The following is a 20089-nucleotide window of genomic DNA, read 5'->3' as shown; positions in this document are numbered from 1 at the left end:
GGCGCGAATGGCCTGACCGATGAGTCCTCTGGTGGGGGCGCTGACCGTCGGGGTAGGCATCCACCTCGTCGTCGCCCTCTTCCTCCTCCTCCGCTATCTGGACGGCAGGGAGCGGCTGTTCGGATGGTGGTCCCTGGCCTACGCCTTCTTTGCCCTGCACGTCTTCGTCGAAGCGGTCCTGGCCATGGGGGCCTCCGAAGGCTGGTTCCTCCCGCGCCATCTCCTGTTCCTCGCCGCCGCCTGGGCGATGCTCTGCAGCTTCCGTCCCGTCTGGTGGGCCGCGGCACTGGCCGCCGCCGTCGGGGCGACGGTCGTGGTCTTCCGCGAATCGTGGTTCGCCGCCGCGGTGGCGGCATCACTGGGCGGGGCGGCGGGGTTCACTGCCAGCGCCGTGCTGCTCTACCGGCAGGAGGGCGGGCTGGCCGGGCAGAGCACGCGCCTGCTGTTCTGGGGCCTCCTCCTCACCGGCGTCCACGCCCTCGACTATCCGTACCTGCGCACGCATCCGTCGCTCGCCCCGGCGGGCGCGGCCTTCTCCGGACTGTTCACCCTGGCCTTCGGCATGGGCATCGTGCTCCTGGCCTGGGAACGCACCCGGGAACTGATCACCATGCGCACGGTGGCGGAGACCTTGAACCGGTCCCTGGACACCCGGGGGGCGCTGGGCGAGGCGCTGGCCCAGCTGATCCGGATGATGCGGCTCAGCAGCGGATGGATCTTCCTGCGCGACGGAGCGGGGTTCACGATCGCCGCCGCCGACCATCTCCCTCCCCCGCTGGCCGCCGACGGGATGGCGGCGATGCAGGGGGACTGCCGCTGTCTGCAGATGCTCCGCGAGGGGCAGCTCACCCAGGCCGTGAACATCGTCCGCTGTCAGCGGCTGGAGACCGGGGGCTGGGCCCAACCCCGCCACGCCACCGTCCCGCTGGCCTCGGCCGGCGGCGGCCTGATCGGCGTGATGAACCTGGTGCTGCCCGGCCGGCGCGTGCTGACGTCCCGGGAGCTGGCCACGCTCTCCGCCATCGGCAACCAGATGGGCCTCGCCGCCGAGCGGGCCCGCCTCTACGAAGAGGTGCGGGAAAAGGAGACGCTGCGCGGGAAGCTGCTGGAGAAACTCATCAGCGCGCAGGAAGACGAGCGCCGCCGGATCGCGCGCGAGCTGCACGACGAGGCGGGACAGGCCCTCACCGCCCTCATCCTCAACCTGGAGATGGCCGAGCATGCCGGGGCGGGGATCGAACCGCAGCGCCTGGCGCGGCTGCGGGCCATCGCCGAAGACACCCTGGCCGAACTGCGGCGGCTGATCTACGACCTGCGGCCGACGATCCTGGACGACCTGGGGCTCGCCGCCGCGGTACGATGGTATGTGAAGGAGAACGTGGAACCCCAGGGGCTCCAGGTGACGATGGCCATTACCGGCGCCGACGACCGGCTGCCCCACCACATCGAGACCGCCGTCTTCCGCATCGTGCAGGAGGCCCTGACGAACATCTTGAAACACGCTCAGGCGCGTCAGGCCCGGATCGAGATCGCGGTGACCCCGCAGGATGTGCGCCTGACCATCACCGACGACGGCCGCGGGTTCGACCTCTCCAGAGTGACCACCCGCCGCGAGGGAGGGATGGGGCTGCTGGGCATGCGGGAACGGGCCGAACTGCTGGGCGGCACGCTGCGCATGACCTCCCGCGCCGGCGAGGGGACGCGCATCGAGGCGACGATCCCGGTGGGGGCGGGACCTGATGGCACGGATTAAGGTGCTCGTGGCCGACGACCACGCCATCGTCCGCGAAGGGGTGCGGATGATCCTGGCCCGCGAGCCGGACATCGAGGTGGTGGGCGAGGCCGCCGACGGGGCGCAGGCCCTCGACCTCGTGGCCCGCTTCGCCCCCCACGTGGTGATCATGGACATCAGCATGCCGGGAATGGGCGGGATCGAAGCGACCCAGCAGCTCAAGGCCCGGCACCCCGCAGTCCAGGTCCTGGCCCTCACCATGCACGAGGACGAGAGCTACGTCTTCCAGCTGCTCCGCGCCGGAGCCGCCGGCTACGTCCTCAAGCGCGCCGCGGCCCAGGATCTGGTCCAGGCCGTCCGCGCCGCGGCCAAGGGCGAGGCCTTCCTCTACCCCTCCGTGGCCCGCAAGGTGGTCGAAGATTACCTGAAGCGCGTCGAAGCGGGCGAAGAACGCGAGCGCTACGACGGCCTCACGGCGCGGGAGAAGGAGATCCTGACCCTGATCGCCAGCGGGTTGAGCAACCAGCAGATCGCCGAGAAGCTGTACATCAGCATCAAGACGGTGCAGACGCACCGCGCCCACATCCTGGAAAAACTCGGCCTGCACGACCGCACGGAACTGGTCCGTTACGCCATCCGCAAGGGCCTGATCGAAGCCTAGCCATCCCGAGTTGAGGATCCACCTTGCTGCGGGGGCCGCGCGTCCCGGCCCGGGGCAGGAGGCTCTTGCCACCCGGGGGAATTTGCGGTTGAATCTATGCGGATGATTCAGACCCCCTTGGTCCACGAGGTCCGGCGATGATCGATTCCCCGCGGGACGCCGACGCGCCGCGCACCGGACGCCGGTACGGCCTGGTGGTGCTCCTGTTCGTGGCCCTGGGCGGGGCACTGTCCTTCGCCCTGGCCCGGACCCGGTGGTGGCTGCCGCCGGGAGCCAGCACCCAGGCGGCGGAGATCGACCGGCTCTTCACCACCACGTTGATCGTGACGGGCATCGTCTTCGTCCTGGTGCACATCTTCCTGGCCGTACTCATCTGGCAGGGCGGCCGGCGCACCGCGCCCGCCGCCTACTGGCACGACAACCGCACGCTGGAGCTGACCTACACCCTGGCTCCGGCGGCGATCCTGGTCACGCTCATCGCCATGGGCGCCGTGGTCTGGGCGCGCGTGCACGCCGCGCCGCCGCCGGACGCGCTGGTCGTGGAGGTGCGGGCGGAGCAGTTCGGCTGGGTCTTTCGCTATCCCGGGGCCGACGGACAGTTCGGGCGGACGGATGCGACCCGCTTCCTGACCCGGGACAATCCCCTGGGCATCGATCCGACGGATCCGGCCGGGCGGGACGACATCGTCGCCCGGGAGCTGCACCTGATCGCCGGCCGGCCGGTGCACATCCGGCTGAGCGCCAAGGACGTCTTACACAGCTTCTTCGTCCCCCAGTTTCGGGTGAAGCAGGACGCCGTCCCGGGGATGGTCCAAAGCGTCGTCTTCGAGCCGACGCGGGCCGGAACCTACGAGATCGCCTGCGCCGAACTGTGCGGCGTGGGGCACTACATCATGCGCGGGAAAGTCGTCGTCGAGACCCGGGGGGCCTTCGAGACCTGGCTCGCGGCGCAGCAACCCTTTGCGCCCTGAACGGAGGAGACGACGCCGATGACCGTCACCCACGAGGCCCACCCCGGGCACCGGCAGAGCTTCCTGACCCGCTACATCTTCAGCCAGGATCACAAGATCATCGGCCTCCAGTACCTGTTCACCTCGCTGTTCATGGCCGTGGTCGGCGGATTCCTGGCCATGCTCATCCGGATGCAGCTCGGGTTTCCCACGGCCAAGTTCTACTGGGCACAGTGGCTGTTCCCCGGAGGGTTCGCCAACAACCAGATCAAGCCCGATTTCTACCTGGCCGTGGTCACGATGCACGGCACGATCATGATCTTCTTCGTCCTGACCACGGCCCTCAGCGGCGGGTTCGGAAACTTCCTCATCCCCCTGCAGATCGGCGCGCGGGATATGGCCTTTCCCTTCATGAACATGCTGTCCTACTGGCTCTATCCCCCGGCCATCGTCGTGCTGCTCCTGAGCTTCTTCGTCTCCGGAGGCGCGCCGAACGCGGGCTGGACCTCCTACCCGCCCCTCTCGGCCCTCCCCAACGCCGCGCCGGGCTCGGGACTGGGACAGACGCTGTGGCTGATCAGCCTGGCCATCCTCATCGTGGCCTTCCTCTTCGGATCCCTGAACTACATCACGACCATCCTGCAGCTGCGCGCGCGGGGGATGTCGCTGCTGCGGATGCCGCTGACGATCTGGGGGCTGCTCTTTACGGCGATCCTGATGCTGCTGTCCTTCCCGGTGCTCTTCGCCGCGGCCATCATGCTGCTCTTCGACCGCCTGGGCGGCACCAGCTTCTTCGTCCCCGCCGGCCTGGTGGTCGGAAACACGGTGATCCAGCACGCCGGAGGCAGCCCGCTGCTGTGGCAGCACCTGTTCTGGTTCCTGGGCCACCCCGAGGTGTACGTGCTCATCCTGCCCCCCATGGGCATCGTCTCCGAGGTGCTGGCGACCCACGCCCGCAAGCCGATCTTCGGCTACCCCTTCATGGTCGGGTCGATGGCGGCGATCTCCTTCCTCAGCTTCGTGGTTTGGGGCCACCACATGTTCGTCAGCGGGATGCATCCGCTGGTGGGCATGGCCTTCATGACCACCACCCTGGCCATCGCCATCCCCTCCGCGGTGAAGACCTTCAACTGGCTGGCCACGCTGTGGCGGGCCCGGATCCGGTTCACCACGGCCATGATGTTCGCCATCGGGTTCATCTCGCTGTTCGTCACCGGAGGACTGACCGGGATCTTCCTGGGCTCCCCGGCCATCGACATCTACGTGCACGACACCTACTTCGTCGTCGCGCACTTCCACTTCGTCATGGCCAGCGCGGCGCTGTTCGGGATCTTCGCCGGCACCTATCACTGGTTCCCCAAGATGTTCGGCCGGTTCATGAACGAGCGGCTGGGGAAGTGGCACTTCTGGCTGACCTTCATCGGGATCTACCTGACCTTCTTTCCCATGCACTTCGCGGGCATCGCCGGGATGATGCGCCGGATCTTCTCCACCGGCCTCTACGCCCACCTCCAGGGCCTGGCCTGGGTGAATATCTTCATCTCCCTCGCCGCCTTCATGCTGGGGGCGGCGCAACTCCTCTTCATCTGGAACCTGTTCGCCAGCCTGGTCCGCGGCCAGCGCGCGCCGGCCAATCCGTGGGGGGCCACCACCCTGGAATGGCAGACCTCCTCGCCGCCGCCCCACGGTAACTTTCCGGGCGCACTGCCGGAAGTGCACCGGTGGCCCTACGACTACAGCGTGCCCGGCGCGCCTGAAGATTTCATCCCGCAGACCGTCCCCGTCACCGCCGTCCCGGCACCGGTGCACGGCGGCTCCGGCGAAGGCCCCCCGGGAGGGAAGGGGCAGTGACCGGCCCTGCGTCCACCCTGGAGCGTCCCCGCCGCACGCCCGATCTGCCCATCGGGCCCGGCGGTCCCTCCGTAGCCACCGGCGACGGAGGGGCGGCCGGGCAGGCGCCGGTCGGGGCAGCCTTGATCGCGGCCTGGCTGCTGGTCGCGGCCATCACCCTGCTCTTCGCGGCGTTCACGGCGACACTGCTGGCCCGCCGGGCGGAGGCGGACTGGCGGGGCGGGCCGCTGCCGGCCGTGCTGTGGGCGAGTACCGCCGTGCTGCTGCTGAGCAGCGGGGCGATGGAGTGGGCGCGCGCCGGCGGGCGGCGGGGCCGCCGGGACCGCCTGTGGGCCGGGTTGCTTCTGACGCTGGTCCTGGGCGTGGTCTTCGTCGGCCTGCAGTGGACGGCCTGGCGGCAGCTGGTGCGGATCGGAGTCTACATGTCCACCAACCCGCACAGCGCCTTCTTCTACCTGCTCACCGGGGCCCACGCGGTGCACGTGGCCGGAGGGCTGGGCTGGCTGGCCCAGGCCCTGGCCCGGACCCGCCGGGCGGCTTCGGCCGCCGCGGCGATGGCCGCCGTGGATCCCGCGGCCGTGTACTGGCACTTCCTGGACGTGCTGTGGCTGTACCTGTTCACGATCCTGTTCGCGCTGTAGGGACGGAGGGGTAGATGGCGACGCAGACGGTGGAGCAGACGGCGGTCCGGGGCGGGGTGAGCGACTGGAGCGGGGGCCGGTCGCCCTTCGGGATCTCCTGGCCCAAGTTGATGATGTGGCTGTTCCTGGTGCAGGACACCCTGACCTTTGCCGGCCTGCTCACCGGGTACGGCGTGATGCGTCTGGTGCAGGGCCGGTGGCCGGTCCAGTCCGAAGTGTTCAACCTCTACCTGGTCGGGGCCATGACCTTCGTCCTCATCTGCAGCAGCGCGACGATGGCCGTGGCCGTGGCGGCGGCCAAGCGCGGCGACCGCCGGAAGGTGCCCCCCTACCTCCTGCTCACCGCGCTGGGCGGGCTGCTGTTCCTGGCCGGCCAGTACTACGAGTGGAGCCACTTCATCGCCGAGGGGGCGCGCCTCTTCACCAACCCCTGGGGGATTCCCCAGTTCAGCGCCACCTTCTTCATCACCACGGGATTTCACGGCGCCCACGTTACGGCGGGCGTCCTGTACCTGCTCATCACGCTCGGGCGGTGGACCCGGCGCAGCATCCAGCCGGAGAGCATCGAGATCGCCGGGTTGTACTGGCACTTCGTCGACCTGGTCTGGGTCTTCATCTTCACCCTGCTGTACCTGATCTAGTTTCAGAGGAGGGCGCGGGAGATGTCCGAGACACACGCCAACGGAAACGGGGACGCGGTCGCCGTCACCGCGGCGCCGGCCCGTCTCGCCGGAAGGGCGGAACAGGCCCACGGGGCGGGCTACCGGATCTATGCGGTGACCTGGTTCTGGTTGCTGGCCATCACCGTGGTCGAGCTGGCCATCGTCCTGCTCCACGTGCCGAAGGTCGTCCTGGCCACCGCCCTGCTGATCATGGCCCTGCTCAAGGCGGCGCTGATCGTCGCCTACTTCATGCACCTGCGTTACGAGAAACTGTCCTTCGTCTACGCCGTCATCGTCCCGATGGTCTTCCTGGCGGTCGTGCTCTGGTCCGGCACGTTCCCCGACGCCCTGAACGTCTTCCGTCTGCGTCCCTAGGCGGCGTCTTCCGCCCGCTCCTCTCAGTCCCGGCGGGCGGGATCACGCCCCACCGCGACCGTCTCGCGCGCGTACACCCAGACGAGCCAGAGGAGGGTCCCGCCCTGCCAGCGCGGAGTCAGCCCGTAGCGGCGGAGGACGCTGTCCACCTCTTGCGGCGGGTGGAGGAAGGTGCGGAAGGGACTGCGTCGCAGGCGCATGATGAAGTTCACGAGCCGAATGCCCAACCGCGTCCACCAGGTATCCCGGGGGAAGACGGCTCCCAGCATCCGGCGGCTCCGCGCCGCGGCGGCCCCCAGCAGCGAGGGCATATCGTCGTAGCAGCAGATCACCTTGTCCAGGGTCACAATGTCGGCGGGCATAAGTGATGCCTGGGAGACGCCGTATCTCCAAGGGAGCAGCGATGACCGGCGTCGTCTGGGTGCTGGTGGCGTTCTTCGTCTGGTTCTCCTCCGCCACGCGGTGGGAAGCCGGAGTGCGCCTGGGGGTCTTCGAGACGCAAGAGGACTGCGAGCGCGCCGCCGCGGTCCTCGACCCCCGCCGCCGCTACTTCTGGGACGGCATGGAGGGCGGCCCGGCCTGGCTGGTCCGCTGGTCCTGTCAGGTGGAGCCCGCCGCCGCCCGCGACGACATGGGCGAGACCGGGCCCTGATCCGTGCGCGCTGCGTGGCGCACCACCCGCTCCGGCGTACCCGGATGATCGCACCGGTGATGCCCGGCGCGTCGTGTTCCTCCTGTCTTTCCACGTCGTATAGTAATCTTGAGAACGATACGCGGGAGAACCGGGAAGGAGGAAGAGACTCGGGAGGGAGGAGAGATGCGAAGAGCATTGGCTGTGGCGTTTCTCGGCCTGGCGATGGGGCTGACCGTTCCCGCAGCGCCCATCGCGGCACAGGCCCCGGCGCAGCTCGTCTACGCCCTGGGAGCGGAACCCGTCACCCTCGATCCCCCCAATCAAACCGATAACCCGTCGGAGACCGTGGTGCGTCACATCCACGACAACCTGGTCACCTTCGACGAGCATCTGCGGATCGTCCCGGCGCTCGCCGAGCGGTGGGAGGTCTCCGGCGACAACCTGACCTGGACCTTCTACCTGCGACGGGGGGTTCGGTTTCACGACGGGACCGAGTTCAACGCTGCGGCGGTCAAAGTCAACCTCGACCGCGTGACCACTCCGGCGAAGCCCACCCGTCGGACCAGTCTCTATCAGCCCTTCATCAAGTCCGTGGAGGTCGTCGATCCCTACACCGTCCGCATCGTGACGCCCAAGCCCTTTGGAGCACTCCTGGCGCACCTGGCCCACGGCGCCGGAGGAATCGTCAGCCCTGTGGCCCTGCGCCGCTATGGAGACAAGATCGGACTCAATCCGGTGGGCACGGGGCCCTTCCGCTTCGTCGAATGGATCCCCGGCGATCGCATCGTCCTGGCCCGCTACGACCGGTTCTGGGGTCCCCGGCCGGCCGTGGAACGGCTCGTCTTCCGTTTCGTCCGGGAGGACGCCTCCCGGGTGGTCATGCTGGAGAGCGGCGAGGCCGACGTGGCCGTGAATGTGCCGGCCCTGGAAGTCGAACGGCTGGCCAAAAACCGACGGCTTGTCCTCATCCGCAGACCCAGTAACCGGATCATCTACATCGGCTTCAACGTCACCGCCCGGCCCTTCACCGACGTCCGCGTGCGGAAGGCCCTCAACTACGCCGTGGACAAGCGGGCCATCGTCAACACCATCCTGCGCGGTTTCGGGAAGGTTGCCGACTCCCCGCTCGCTCCGGGGAACTGGGGGTACGCCAAGGTCGGGACCTATCCCTACGACACGGGCAAGGCCCGGGCCCTCTTGCGAGAAGCCGGGGTGGCCGAAGGCACTGCGGTCCGTCTGTGGTCCCCGGAAGGGCGCTATTTCATGGACCGGGCCGCAGCGGAGGCCGTGCAGGGATACCTGAGCGCGGTGGGGCTGCGCGTGGAGTTTCGCCGCTGGGAGTGGGGCGCCTACCTGCGGACCCTGGACCGCGGACCCAAGGAAGGAGGGTACGAACTCTTCCTCCTGGGCTGGGCACCGTCCACCGGGGACGCCGACTGGGGTCTGCGGCCCCTCTTCATGTGTGCCATGCTCCCTCCGGCAGGCAACAACAACACCGGCTACTGCAACCCGAAAGTGGACGACCTGCTGCAGCAGGGCATGAGCACCGCCGACCCGGAGGCCCGGGCCGCCATCTACCGCCAGGTGCAGGAGATGCTCTATGATGATGCGCCCTGGATCTTCCTCCACACCATGTACCAGCTCGTGGGGATCAAGCGGGGCCTGGGCGGCGTCCAGGTCCTCCCCATCGAGATCGTCCTGGTGCGGGAGGCGAAGTGGGCGGGTATGTAGCGCGCCGGCTGCTGTTGCTGCCGCCGGTTCTCCTGGGGGTCCTGACCGTCGTCTTTGTGCTCATGCGGGCCGTGCCGGGGGATCCGGCCCGCCTCATCGCCGGCCCCGAGGCTACCCAGGTCGAGCTGGAGGCGGTGCGACGGGAGTGGGGGCTTGATGCCCCCCTCCCGGTCCAGTACCTGCAATACTTGAGCCGGGTCGCCCGCGGGGACCTGGGCGAATCCATCAGAAGTCGCCGTCCTGTCACCGTCGAACTGGCGGCCCGCTTCCCCAACACGCTGCAGCTGGCCCTGGCCAGTCTGCTCATCATGACGGTGCTGGGGGTCTCGGTCGGGATCGTGGCCGCCACCCATCAGAACACCTTCCTGGACTACGCCAGCATGACGGTGGCGCTGGTCGGGATCTCCATGCCCGTGTTCTGGCTCGGGCTGATGCTGATGCTGTTGTTCTCCCTGTACCTGGGCTGGCTCCCGGCGACGGGGAAGGACGGCCTGGCGCATGTGATCCTGCCGGCCATCACGCTGGGGACGGCTCTGACGGCGGTGGTGGCGCGGATTACCCGGGCCAGCATGCTTGAGGTCTTGCGCCAGGACTATATCCGCACGGCACGGGCCAAAGGCCTGAGCGAGCGTCTCGTCGTCTGGGCCCACGCCTTGCGCAACGCCCTCATCCCCACGGTGACCGTGGTGGGGTTGAATTTCGGCGGTCTGCTCTCCGGCGCCGTCCTGACCGAGACCGTCTTCGCCTGGCCCGGCATCGGCCGGCTCATCGTGGACGCCATCGAGATGCGCGACTATGCCATCGTCCAGGGCGGCGTCCTCCTGGTCGCGCTGACCTACTCCCTGGTCAACCTGATCGTGGATGTGGCCTATGCCTTCATCGATCCGCGCATTCGCTATGGGTAGCGCGCCCGCCGCCCTCCCCGCCCGGCGGCCTCGGTCTCCGTGGGCGTTGGCCTGGCTGCGTCTCCTCCGGAACCGAGCGGCCATGGCGGGGCTGATCATTGTGCTGGCTTTCACGGCCACGGCGATCATCGGGGACCGACTGGTGCCCTTCGACCCGTTTCGGCAGAGCCTGGCCAGCGCGCTGCGCGCCCCCGGGTGGCCTCATCTTTTGGGGACCGATGAATTCGGCCGCGACATCCTCAGCCGGGTGGTGCACGGGGCCAGGATCTCCTCCGTCATCGGCCTGGCCGGGATGGGGTTCGGGCTGGTGGTCGGGGGCAGCATGGGCACCGCGGGAGGATACCTGGGGGGCCGGACCGACCAGGTCACGATGCGGCTCATCGATATCCTCCTGGCCTTCCCCGGCATGCTGTTGGCCCTGGCCATCGCCAGTTTCCTGGGCCCGGGTCTGGAGAATGTGCTGGTGGCCGTGGGGATCTACTCGGTTCCGCTCTACGCGCGGGTGGTGCGCGGCTCCGTGCTGACCCTGCGCACCCAGGAGTTCGTCGAGGCGGCGCGGGCTCTGGGCGCCTCTGACCTGCGCATCCTGTGGCGGCACATCCTCCCCAACGCCCTGACCCCGGTCATTGTCCTCTCCAGCCTGCGCTTTGCAGACGTCATCCTGACGGCGTCGGGTCTGAGTTTTCTCGGCCTGGGCGCGCAACCGCCCACCCCCGAGTGGGGCGCGATGCTCGCCAGCGGCCGGGTCTACCTGCGGGTGGCGCCGTGGGTGGCGGTCTTCCCCGGGGTGGCCCTGGCCTTGGTGGTCTTCGGCTTCAACCTCCTCGGGGACGGCCTGCGTGATGCCCTGGATCCCCGCATGAAGGTGTAGCGTGGCTGAAGGGCCGCGGGCCCATCACCGCGCCGTCAGACTCCGCCCGCTGACCCCAGATACGCTCTCTGCACCTCCGGGTCGTGGAGGATCTCCTCGCCGCTGCCCTCGAACCGCACGCGCCCCTGCTCCAGCACATACGCGCGATCGGCATGCCTCAGGGCCGTGCGGGCGTTCTGCTCGACGATCAGCAGCGCGATGCCCCGACGGCGCAGGTCCTGGACGATGCGGTAGACCTCGTCGATGATGCTGGGGGCCAGCCCGATGGTCGGTTCGTCGAGCAGCACCAAGCGGGGAGCGAGGAGCAGCACGCGGGCGATCTCCAGCATCCGCCGCTCGCCGCCCGAGAGGACCCGCGCCCGCTGACGCCGCCGTTCCCGCAGGATCGGGAACAGGTCCAGCAGGCGCTCCACATCCCCGCGCACACCACGGTCGGTACGGATGTACGCCCCCAACTCGAGGTTCTCCTCAACGGTGAGATTGGGAAGGATGCTGTATCCCTGCATCACGTAGCAGATCCCGCGGCGCAGGACTTCGGGGGGCGTCCGGCCGCCGATCGGTTCCCCGGCGAGGCGGATCTCACCGGCCGACGGCGGCAGGAAGCCGAAGATGGTCTTCAGCAGGGTGGACTTGCCCGCGCCGTTGGGACCGATCATCGCCACGATCTCCGCCGGCCGAACGGTCAGACTGACGCCGCGAATGATCTCTCGGCGGTCATAGCCGGAGTGCACACCGGTCAGGGTGAGCAGCGCCTGGTCGGCCGGCGCCGCCGGGTCGGGCGGCGGGGCGGAAGGGCCGCCAAGATCCCTCATCATCGTCCGTAGTACAGCTCCAGAACCTTCTCGTGCCGCTGAATCTCGCCGGGCGGACCATGGGCAATGATCTCGCCGCCGGCCATGAACAGGATCCGGTGCGCCAGGGCCATGATCACCTCCATGTTGTGCTCGATGACCAGGAAGGTGACCCCCTGGGCGTTGAGCCGGCGGATGTGCTCCGTGATCTCCTCGGCCAGCACAGGGTTGACGCCGGCCACGGGCTCGTCGAGGAGCACGAGGGCCGGCTCGCGCAGCACCGCCATGGCAATCGACAGCAGTTTCTGCTGCCCGTAGGAGAGCGCCCCGGCGGGCTGGTCGCGAAGCGGCCCTAGTCCGAAGGATTCGAGCAGTGTGCGACCGCGAGCCTCGGCGGCGGGCGGGTGACCGTGGAGTGTCGCTCTCCACAGACCCTCGCCGCGGTGCTCCTGCCCGCACATCAGATTCTCCCAGACCGTGAGGTCCGCAAAGACGCGCAGCCCCTGGAACGTCCGTCCGGCCCCGGCCCAGGCCGTCGTGTGCGGCGTCGGGGAGGACAGGGCGCGGCCATTCAGATAGAGGGCCCCCCGATCCGGTCGCTGGAATCCGGTGATGCAGTCGAACAGCGTGCTCTTGCCGGCACCGTTGGGACCGATCAGGCCGCAGATCTCGCCGCGGTAGACCTCCAGGGTGACGCCGCGGACGGCCTGCACCCCGCCGAAGCGCTTGCTCAGTCCCACCACGCGCAGCACGACCTCCCGGGCGGCACCCGGCGCGGACGGCAGCTGGTCTGCGTGGGACTGCCGCGTCACGACGGCAGCCGGCCGGATCGGCTGCTCGCTGCGGGCGATGTCCTCGGCGACGGTATCCGGTCCCAGGCTCCGTCGCCGCAGCAATCCCATCAGGCCCTGCGGTTCCCGGATGGAAACGGCCATGATCAGCGCGCCGAAGAGGATGAAGTCCACACCACCGCCTGCGCCGCCCAGCCAGGAGCGGGTGTATTCGCTGAGGAGGATGATGAAGACGGCGCCCAGCACCGGTCCGGCCACCGTCGCCCGGCCGCCGATCAAGGCGATGACCACGATCAGCAGGGAGATCCGCCCGGCCATGACGTTGTAGGGATCGATGTACAGCACGTACAGGGCGTAGACGGTCCCGCACAACGAGGTCAGCGCCGCGGACAGCGCCATGGCGTAGAGCTTGTACCGCCGGATCGGAATGCCCAGCATTCCGGCGGCGTCCTCGTCCTGGTTGAGCGCGCGAAGGTAGATGCCGGCGCGGTGACGGTCCACCACCGCCGTCACGCCCGTGGCCAGGACCAGCAGCGCCAGCGCCGTGAAGTAGTAGGGCACCTTGCTGTCCCACATGAGATAGGCGAAGCGATTTCGGTATTCCAGCGGGAGATAAAGGCCGATCGCCGCGCCGACGTACGGCCAGTTCAGAAACAGAATGCGCATGATCTCGCCCAGGGCCAGCGTGGCCAGCGCGAAGAAGTGCCGCCGCAGCCGAAGGGTGGGGAAGCCGATCAGGAGCGAGACCAGCACGGAAACGGCGGCGCCGACCCAGAGGCTCAGCCAGGGGCTGAGGCCATATCGGCTCAGCAACACCGCGCCGGCATAGGCGCCCAGCCCGAAAAACACCGCATGGCCGAAGGAGATCTGCCCTGCGTAGCCGCCGATCAGGTTCCAGGCCTGCGCCATGGCGCCGAAGAGGAAGACCAGGAAGAAAGCATTGAGCAAGAAGGTGTCGCGCAGGACGAAGGGCAGGACGATGACCAGGACGCCCGCACCGAGGACCATCCAGGTCTGCGGGGCCGGACGGCGGCCCGCGGCGGCACCGACGACGAAGCCCATCACTGCGGCTCCCCGACCAGTCCCTCCGGCCGCACCAGCAGCATGAGGACGAAGACGACGAACACGAAGAGCAGCTTGAAGGTCGGCAGCAGCAGCGTCCCCAGCACGTTTTCCACGAGCCCGATGCAGATGCCGCCGACCAGGGCCCCGTCCACCCGGCCAAAGCCGCCAAGCACCACGCTGGCAAAGGCGATGAGCAGGAAGGCATCGCCGATGGTCGGCGAGACCTGATAGAAGGGCACCAACAGCGCGCCGGCCAGGCCCACGCTGGCGATGCTGATGGCCCAGGCCAGCGCGTACATCTGCTCCGTCGGAATGCCCAGGGCCAGGGCGACATCGCGGTTCTGCGCCGTGGCCTGCAGGGCCCGGCCGGTCTTCGTCCGCCGGAGCAACACTGTCAGTCCGGCAAAGGCCGCCAGCGACACGGCCGCCGCAATCACCTTGGGAACGGCCACCGGGACGCCGAACAGGAGGATACTGCCGGCTGCCCCCGCCTCCAGCACTCCCCGGACATTGGGCCCGAAGGCCGCGAAGGCGCCGTAGCGGAGGAAGAACAGCAGCCCGAAGGTGGCAAAGATCTGCGTGGCCAACGGTGCCCGCAGGATGTGCCGCACCAGAAGCTGATAGGTGAGCCAGCCGAGGACGAAGAACAGCGGCACGACGATGGGGATCGCCGCCCCGGGGCTGATGCGTCCCAGGGCCCAGACCCAGTACGTGGCGTACATGGCCAACATCAGGTACTCGGCGTGGGCCAGGTTCACGACATCCATGACGCCCCAGATGAACGACAGGCCCAACGCCACCAGAGCGTACACCAGGCCTAGGGTCAGGCCGTTGACGGCAGCGTGCAGGAGGAGGTCCAGGTCTACCGCCGCTCCCACGGCGGGGCCGGCCAGACCACCGGCGTCTCCGCCAGATCAAAGGGGTAGACGACCTTGTACTCGTTGTCCAGGATCTGGGTCACGACGCCGGCGGCGTGCCTGTTCTGCCCCTTGGCATCGAACTCGATCCCCTGCCAGGGCATGATCGTCTGCCCTCCCGGGATACGGGTCTCACGCAGGGCGGCCTGAATCGCGGCGGGGCTGGTGGAGCCAGCGCGGTTGATCGCATCCGCCAGCGTCAGCATCCCCGTAAAGGCCCGGGCCACGACCTCGTCCATGTCGGTGTTGTGGCGCTTTCGGTACAGGTCGTTGACCTTGGCCACCAGCGGCTTGCGTCGCGCCGTGCCCAGCGCCCACGGCGCCCGCGGCAGGAAGTACCAGCCGTCCTTACCCACCGCCTGCAGGTAGTCGGGCACGGTCGTAAACCCCGCGTGCACGAAAAATCCCTGGGGCATCCAGCGCATCTCCTTCAGGGTCCGGACGATGACGATAGCGTCCACCAGGTAGTTGGCACCGATGACGACGTCGGGATTCGCGGCGCGGATACGCAGGAACTCAGCGGTCAGGCTGGCCGGAGGGGAGGTGTAGAGCTCGTTGGCCACGAGCTGGTAGTTGTACACGGAGGCGAACCCCTTGGCCACCCCGGCCGCCGTGGCCCCGAACTCGGTGTCTTCGGCGAGGATCGCCACCCGGGAAATCTTGTGGCCCCGCTTCTTGAGCTCTTCCATCATGTCGAAAAAGAGCTTGGTAAACGTCGTGTCGTGGGGGCCCGTCCGGAAGAACCACTTGAAGCCACGCTCCGTCAGGCGGGGAGACGACGACTCAGGGTTGAGGAACGGAACCCCCCGCGCTTCGGCGGGCAGGCTCGCCGTCGCCGTGACGGCGCTCTGGTAGGAGCCGATCAGGGCGGCCACGCGCTCCCGCTCGATCAGGCGCTCGGCCTCTGCGCGGCCCGTCGCCGGATCGCCCCGGGAATCGCCCCATACGACGCGCAGCCTGCGGCCCCCGAGCCTGGGCAGCCCCGCCGACGCCGCCAGCGGCAGGTTCAGGTCGGGATAGGGGGTATTGACGATCTCCACGGCCAGTTCAATGCCGTTCTTGATGGCGGCGCCGATGCGGGCCAGTGCGCCGGTCAAGGGATAGACCGCCCCGACGGTGACGGTGGCCTCCTGCGCGGCCAGCCAGCCGGCCAGCCGATCCCCGACAACCACCGTGCCAAGACCGGTCCCCGCGTACTTGAGGAACCTCCGGCGCGTCATCCTCATCACGGCCTCACCTCCTGTGTCTGCGGACCAGCAGCGAGTTCGGCGCGCACATCGGTGATGAACATATGACCCGGCGCGTGGGTGATGACCAGCGGCAGACGGGCCTGCACCGCCACGGCCTGAGGGGTGACCCCGCAGGCCCAGAAGACCGGGACCTCTCCCGGGAGGACGGGCACCGGATCCCCGTAGTCGGGCCGGCTCAGGTCCCTGATGCCCAGGAGGCCAGGATCGCCGATGTGCACCGGCTTGCCGTGGGCCAGCGGGAAGCGGCCGGAGATCTCCACGACGCGGGAGAGATCGGAGGGCGCGACGGGCCGCATGCTGACGACCAGCGGGCCGGCGAAACGTCCGACCGGGCGGCAGGGGCGATTGGTGACGTACATGGACACGTTGCGGCCCAGGGCGATGTGCCGCAGCGGAATACCGGCCTCCTGCAGCGCCGCCTCGAAGGTGAAGGAGCAGCCCAGCAGGAAGGCCACCAGATCGGGGCGCCACAGATCGTGCAGGTCATCATACTCCCCGGCGAGGTGACCATGGGCGTAGACGCGGTACCGCGGCACATCGGTACGCAGGTCGGCTCCCGGCGCGGTGCGGCGGGGCACCGGGTCCCCCGGCGCGGTACATTCCAGCAGCGGGCACGCCTCGGGGTTGCGCTCGCAGAACAGCAGGAAGTCAGCCGCCTCCTGCCCCGGCACGATCACCAGGTTGGCCTGCAGGTATCCCGGCGCAAGGCCGGCCGTGGGCCGCCGCCACTGGCCGGTCCGGATCTGCTGGCGCCAGTAGCCGGGATCATGCATCTCCGGCCTCCGTCGAGAATAGCACTGTGATTCGTCGGGAGACGATGCGGGTCCTGGTGTGTCCCGGGCTTGCGGACACAGCGAAGTCGTGAAGACAGGGGGCAGGCCGCGCCGTCGGTGGAGCCGCCGACCGGAATTGAACCGGTAACCCCCGCATTACAAGTGCGGTGCTCTGCCGGATTGAGCTACGGCGGCCCGTCGGCCCGATTATATCAGGTCCCGTCGTGGCCTTTGCCGGGACGGGGTCTTCTGAAACAATCGAGGGGACCAGCAGCCTGGCCCCCTCGTGACAAGCACTGACCCCGACCCGATCAGTAGAAGCTTCGCCGCATCAGGCGCGCCTCGAGCAGGTCCTCGTTCGCCTTGAGGCCGGCGTACAGCCAGACGAAAGGCGCCAGCAGGCCGCCGCTGAGGAAGGCGATGGAGGCCAGGATGAACCCGTGCACCCACAGGCCGGTCAGGAAATACCAGACCGGCCCCAGCACCAGAGCCGGCCAGTTTACCTGCAACCGCGGCGGCATGGGGCGGTGGTACAGCGTGGTCAGCGGATCATCTCCCCGCCGCCGTCCCACCGTCGAGCTCCAGAGGCGTTGCAGCGCGCCCACCCCGGCTCCTCCCCTTACTCCTCCTCCTCGGACTCCTCCTCGTCCGCCTCCCGGCGGGACGGCCGCTCATCGGGGGCCAGCCGCCCGTGGGTCAGGTCGGTCGTCTCCTCCATCTGGAGGCAGATGGCACAGGTTGCCCGCAGCAAACCATGCTCGCAGCGCTCCAGCATGGTCTTGGACCGGGATCCCGCCGCCTTCGAGGTGCGTCGTGTAACTCGAGCCGTGGCACTCCGTGCCAATCGATTCACCGCCTTGTGGACCCGACGCCCGCACCCGGGGGAGGGGAACACGTCGGGCGTGATTCGTGCCGGACCTATTCTACCCATCCGAGGCGCGAACGCAACCCCAAACCGCTTGCGCCTGTCTTTTCAGCGATGGTTGACTTATTCCTGCCTCCCCGTTCCCGGGCGCTCCACCAAAAGGACGGCCTCCCCTTCCAGTACGGTCTCCCCCCGCTGATTGGCGCACGCGGTGCGCAGCGTCAGGATCCGCCGCTCGGAATCCCACCGCAGCACCTCCGCCGTCGCGGTGACCGTGTCGCCGAACCGGACCGGCCGGACGAAGGTCAGGGTCTGGCTGAGGAAAATGCCGCCGGGACCCGGCAGCCGCATGCCGAGCACGGCGGAGACCAGACCGGCGGTGAGGAGGCCGTGGGCGATGCGCTCCCCGAACCGGCTCCGGGCGGCGTACTCCCGATCCACATGCAGGGGATTGAAGTCGCCGGTGATGCCGGCGAAGGCGTAGACGTCCGCCTCGGTGATGGTCTTCGTCCAGGTGGCCCTCTGACCGGTCGTGAATTCGGCCATCCCGTTCCTCCCCAAGCCGGCCCGCCGCAGGCCGCCGGCCGCATTTCCACACCAGTACATGCCCCCCGCCGTCCCTTCCTCCCGGCACGCGCCGGGATCGGTTCAGGATTCCCTTGGTCAGCAATGGGCCGGGCGCATGGTATAATTGCACCGTTATCCGGGAATCCCCATGCGCGATCAGTACGGCCGCGAACTCACCGACCTGCGCATCTCCCTCACCGACCGCTGCAACCTGCGCTGTGTCTACTGCATGCCGGCGGAGGGCATCGCCTTTCGCCCGGCCGAGGAACTGCTGCAGGACGACGAGCTGCTGCGGATCGTCCGCATCGCCGCGCTGCTGGGCGTGCGCAAGGTGCGGTTGACCGGGGGGGAACCGACGGTGCGTCCCGGCCTGGCGGCCCTGGTACGCGCCATCCGGGTTCTTCCCGGCATCGAGGACATCGCGCTGACGACCAACGGGCTGCTGCTGGACCGGCTGGCCGGGCCGCTGGCGGAGGCGGGGCTCCGCCGGGTGAACGTCAGCCTGGACACCCTCGACCCGGCGAAGTTCGCAGCCATCACCCGCGGGGGCCGGGTGGAGCAGGTCCTCGCCGGCATCGCCGCGGCGGAAGCGGCAGGCCTGGTCCCCGTCAAGATCAACACCGTCGTCGTGCGGGGCTTCAACGACGACGGTGTGGCGGCCCTGGCCGCCCTGACCCTGGACCGACCCTGGGAGATCCGCTTCATCGAGATGATGCCCTTCAGCACGGTGGGCGACTTCGCCGAGGCCGGCGTGGTCAAGTCCGAAGAGACGATGGCGAAGATCGAGGCCGCCCTGGGCCCCCTCATCCCCGTGGATCTATCCGGGGCGGATCCCGCGCGGACCTACCGGCTGCCCCAGGCCGCCGGTCACCTGGGATTCATCAGCCCCATCAGCAACCCGTTCTGCGCCCGGTGCGGTCGGTTGCGCCTTACCGCCGACGGCCGGCTGCGGCTGTGCCTGCTACGGGACGACGAGGTGGACTTGCTGGGTCCGCTACGCCGGGGGGCCAGCGACGACGAACTGCGGGAGATCTTCCGCGCCGGCGCCTTCCGCCGGCCCTTCGGCCACGCCCTGGCCGAGCAACTGTACCCGCAGGCCAGGGCGATGATCCAGATCGGCGGCTAGCGGGTTCAGTCGTCGTCAGGATCGACCAGCTCTTCCTCCCTGGGCTGGAAGACCGTCCCGCAGTAGGGGCAGACCAGGTCCCGCTCCTCCGCGGAGGCCAGCTGGAGAAAGACACGACGACAGGTCGGGCACTGAATCCGCAGCATCGCCGTAGTCCGCCGTCAGACGAAAAGGGGGATGAGCCGGTCTCATCCCCGACGGCCGCATCGCCCCCCGGGCGCCGCTAGTCCTCTTCGCCCTCCAGGTTGCGCTCCAGCTTGCGCTTCACGCGCTGCAGGGCGTTGTCGATGGACTTGACGTGCCGGTTCAGTTCGTTGGCCATCTCCTGGTAGGACTTCCCCTCCAGGTATGCGGTGAGCACCCGGCACTCCAGCTCGCTGAGGTTCTTCCGGATGCGCTCGCGCATCGTGGCCGAAGCTTCCTGGTTGATGACCAGTTCCTCAGGGTCACTGACCTTGATGCTGCTGATCACGTCCAGCAGCGTGCGGTCCGAGTCCTCGTCGTAGATCGGCTTGTTCAGCGAGATGTAGGAGTTGAGCGGGATGTGCTTCTGCCGGGTGGCCGTCTTGATCGCGGTGATGATCTGGCGGGTGATGCAGAGTTCGGCGAAGGCGCGGAAGGAAGAGAGCTTGTCCGCCCGGAAGTCGCGGATCGCCTTGTAGAGCCCGATCATCCCCTCCTGGATGATGTCTTCCCGATCGGCCCCGATCAGAAAGTAGGCTTTGGCTTTGACCCGGACGAAGTTGCGGTACTTATTGATGAGGAATTCGCTGGCGTGATCATCGCCGGCCTTCGCGCTGGCGACGAGTTCTTCATCGAGCATCTCGGCGTACGACGGAGCTTCACGACGCGCTAGGGCCATTCTCGCCTCCGCGACGAAGGTTCGGCCTGATTATACGAACGCCCCCCAGCAGCGTCAAGGAGATTGTGC

At 68.5% G+C, this 20089-nt stretch carries 22 protein-coding genes and 1 tRNA gene; 12 read left to right on the top strand and 11 right to left on the bottom strand.

The window, feature by feature from the left end; all coding sequences use genetic code 11:
- Nucleotides 1-19: 19 nt before the first annotated feature.
- From QN141_10265 to QN141_10235, 7 genes are all read left to right on the top strand, one after another.
- On the top strand, nt 20-1753 hold the full coding sequence (locus QN141_10265) for a GAF domain-containing sensor histidine kinase (protein MDR7558859.1): 1734 nt from the start codon (nt 20-22) through the stop codon (nt 1751-1753).
- The gene (locus tag QN141_10260) at nt 1740-2393 is read left to right on the top strand and encodes a response regulator transcription factor (GenBank protein MDR7558858.1); all 654 of its coding nucleotides are present in this window, start codon (nt 1740-1742) and stop codon (nt 2391-2393) included. Before QN141_10265 ends, QN141_10260 begins: the two co-directional genes overlap by 14 nt.
- Nucleotides 2394-2530: 137 nt before the next feature.
- A complete protein-coding gene (gene coxB, locus QN141_10255) occupies nt 2531-3364 on the top strand; it encodes a cytochrome c oxidase subunit II (protein MDR7558857.1) in 834 nt (277 codons plus the stop codon).
- A gap of 18 nt (nt 3365-3382) precedes the next feature.
- Complete coding sequence (locus tag QN141_10250; GenBank protein ID MDR7558856.1) at nt 3383-5194, top strand: cbb3-type cytochrome c oxidase subunit I; 1812 nt, start codon at nt 3383-3385, stop codon at nt 5192-5194.
- Nucleotides 5191-5835 (top strand): cytochrome c oxidase subunit 3, encoded by a 645-nt coding sequence (locus QN141_10245; protein ID MDR7558855.1) that lies wholly within the window; start codon nt 5191-5193, stop codon nt 5833-5835. The genes QN141_10250 and QN141_10245 overlap by 4 nt, the downstream gene beginning before the upstream one ends.
- Before the next feature lie 14 nt (nt 5836-5849).
- A complete protein-coding gene (locus QN141_10240) occupies nt 5850-6476 on the top strand; it encodes a cytochrome c oxidase subunit 3 (protein MDR7558854.1) in 627 nt (208 codons plus the stop codon).
- Between the two features lie 21 nt (nt 6477-6497).
- Nucleotides 6498-6872: a cytochrome C oxidase subunit IV family protein gene (locus QN141_10235; protein ID MDR7558853.1), complete on the top strand. Its 375-nt coding sequence runs from the start codon at nt 6498-6500 to the stop codon at nt 6870-6872.
- Between the two features lie 23 nt (nt 6873-6895).
- Here the strand turns inward: QN141_10235 and QN141_10230 are convergent, their stop codons facing one another.
- A complete protein-coding gene (locus QN141_10230; GenBank protein MDR7558852.1) occupies nt 6896-7234 on the bottom strand; it encodes a hypothetical protein in 339 nt (112 codons plus the stop codon).
- A gap of 41 nt (nt 7235-7275) precedes the next feature.
- Between QN141_10230 and QN141_10225 the strand changes: the two genes are divergently transcribed.
- The 4 genes from QN141_10225 to QN141_10210 all read left to right on the top strand — a co-directional run bounded on the left by QN141_10225 (nt 7276) and on the right by QN141_10210 (nt 11013).
- A complete protein-coding gene (locus QN141_10225) occupies nt 7276-7524 on the top strand; it encodes a hypothetical protein (protein MDR7558851.1) in 249 nt (82 codons plus the stop codon).
- Nucleotides 7525-7689: 165 nt separating this feature from the next.
- Nucleotides 7690-9237, top strand: coding sequence for a glutathione ABC transporter substrate-binding protein (locus tag QN141_10220; protein ID MDR7558850.1), 1548 nt, complete (start codon nt 7690-7692; stop codon nt 9235-9237).
- Complete coding sequence (locus QN141_10215) at nt 9222-10142, top strand: ABC transporter permease (protein ID MDR7558849.1); 921 nt, start codon at nt 9222-9224, stop codon at nt 10140-10142. Before QN141_10220 ends, QN141_10215 begins: the two co-directional genes overlap by 16 nt.
- Complete coding sequence (locus tag QN141_10210; GenBank protein ID MDR7558848.1) at nt 10099-11013, top strand: ABC transporter permease; 915 nt, start codon at nt 10099-10101, stop codon at nt 11011-11013. Before QN141_10215 ends, QN141_10210 begins: the two co-directional genes overlap by 44 nt.
- A gap of 35 nt (nt 11014-11048) precedes the next feature.
- Here QN141_10210 and QN141_10205 read toward each other — a convergent pair whose 3' ends face one another.
- The 8 genes from QN141_10205 to QN141_10170 form a co-directional block, all read right to left on the bottom strand.
- Nucleotides 11049-11828, bottom strand: coding sequence for an ABC transporter ATP-binding protein (locus tag QN141_10205; GenBank protein ID MDR7558847.1), 780 nt, complete (start codon nt 11826-11828; stop codon nt 11049-11051).
- Nucleotides 11825-13657, bottom strand: a complete 1833-nt coding sequence (locus QN141_10200; protein MDR7558846.1) for a branched-chain amino acid ABC transporter ATP-binding protein/permease — start codon at nt 13655-13657, stop codon at nt 11825-11827. The genes QN141_10205 and QN141_10200 overlap by 4 nt, the downstream gene beginning before the upstream one ends.
- The gene (locus tag QN141_10195) at nt 13657-14538 is read right to left on the bottom strand and encodes a branched-chain amino acid ABC transporter permease (GenBank protein ID MDR7558845.1); all 882 of its coding nucleotides are present in this window, start codon (nt 14536-14538) and stop codon (nt 13657-13659) included. The genes QN141_10200 and QN141_10195 overlap by 1 nt, the downstream gene beginning before the upstream one ends.
- A complete protein-coding gene (locus tag QN141_10190) occupies nt 14523-15803 on the bottom strand; it encodes an ABC transporter substrate-binding protein (protein MDR7558844.1) in 1281 nt (426 codons plus the stop codon). The genes QN141_10195 and QN141_10190 overlap by 16 nt, the downstream gene beginning before the upstream one ends.
- Entirely contained in the window at nt 15803-16600 is a 798-nt protein-coding gene (locus QN141_10185; protein MDR7558843.1) for a putative hydro-lyase, read from the bottom strand. The genes QN141_10190 and QN141_10185 overlap by 1 nt, the downstream gene beginning before the upstream one ends.
- Nucleotides 16601-16718: 118 nt before the next feature.
- Nucleotides 16719-16795, bottom strand: a tRNA-Thr gene (locus QN141_10180).
- A 116-nt stretch (nt 16796-16911) separates the two neighbouring features.
- On the bottom strand, nt 16912-17205 hold the full coding sequence (locus tag QN141_10175; protein ID MDR7558842.1) for a hypothetical protein: 294 nt from the start codon (nt 17203-17205) through the stop codon (nt 16912-16914).
- Nucleotides 17206-17588: 383 nt separating this feature from the next.
- The gene (locus QN141_10170; GenBank protein MDR7558841.1) at nt 17589-18011 is read right to left on the bottom strand and encodes a MaoC family dehydratase; all 423 of its coding nucleotides are present in this window, start codon (nt 18009-18011) and stop codon (nt 17589-17591) included.
- 169 nt (nt 18012-18180) lie between these two features.
- Here QN141_10170 and moaA point away from each other — a divergent pair, with 169 nt between their 5' ends.
- On the top strand, nt 18181-19158 hold the full coding sequence (moaA, locus tag QN141_10165; protein ID MDR7558840.1) for a GTP 3',8-cyclase MoaA: 978 nt from the start codon (nt 18181-18183) through the stop codon (nt 19156-19158).
- 5 nt (nt 19159-19163) lie between these two features.
- On the opposite strand, the gene QN141_10160 is transcribed toward moaA, so the two are convergent.
- A complete protein-coding gene (locus QN141_10160; protein MDR7558839.1) occupies nt 19164-19304 on the bottom strand; it encodes a hypothetical protein in 141 nt (46 codons plus the stop codon).
- Nucleotides 19305-19381: 77 nt separating this feature from the next.
- Complete coding sequence (gene sigH, locus QN141_10155; protein MDR7558838.1) at nt 19382-20020, bottom strand: RNA polymerase sporulation sigma factor SigH; 639 nt, start codon at nt 20018-20020, stop codon at nt 19382-19384.
- Between the last annotated feature and the right edge of the window lie 69 nt (nt 20021-20089).

The sequence above is a fragment of the Armatimonadota bacterium genome (genome assembly GCA_031459765.1).
GTDB lineage: Bacteria > Sysuimicrobiota > Sysuimicrobiia > Sysuimicrobiales > Kaftiobacteriaceae > Kaftiobacterium > Kaftiobacterium secundum.
This window is presented reverse-complemented; position numbering and strand designations above follow the sequence as displayed.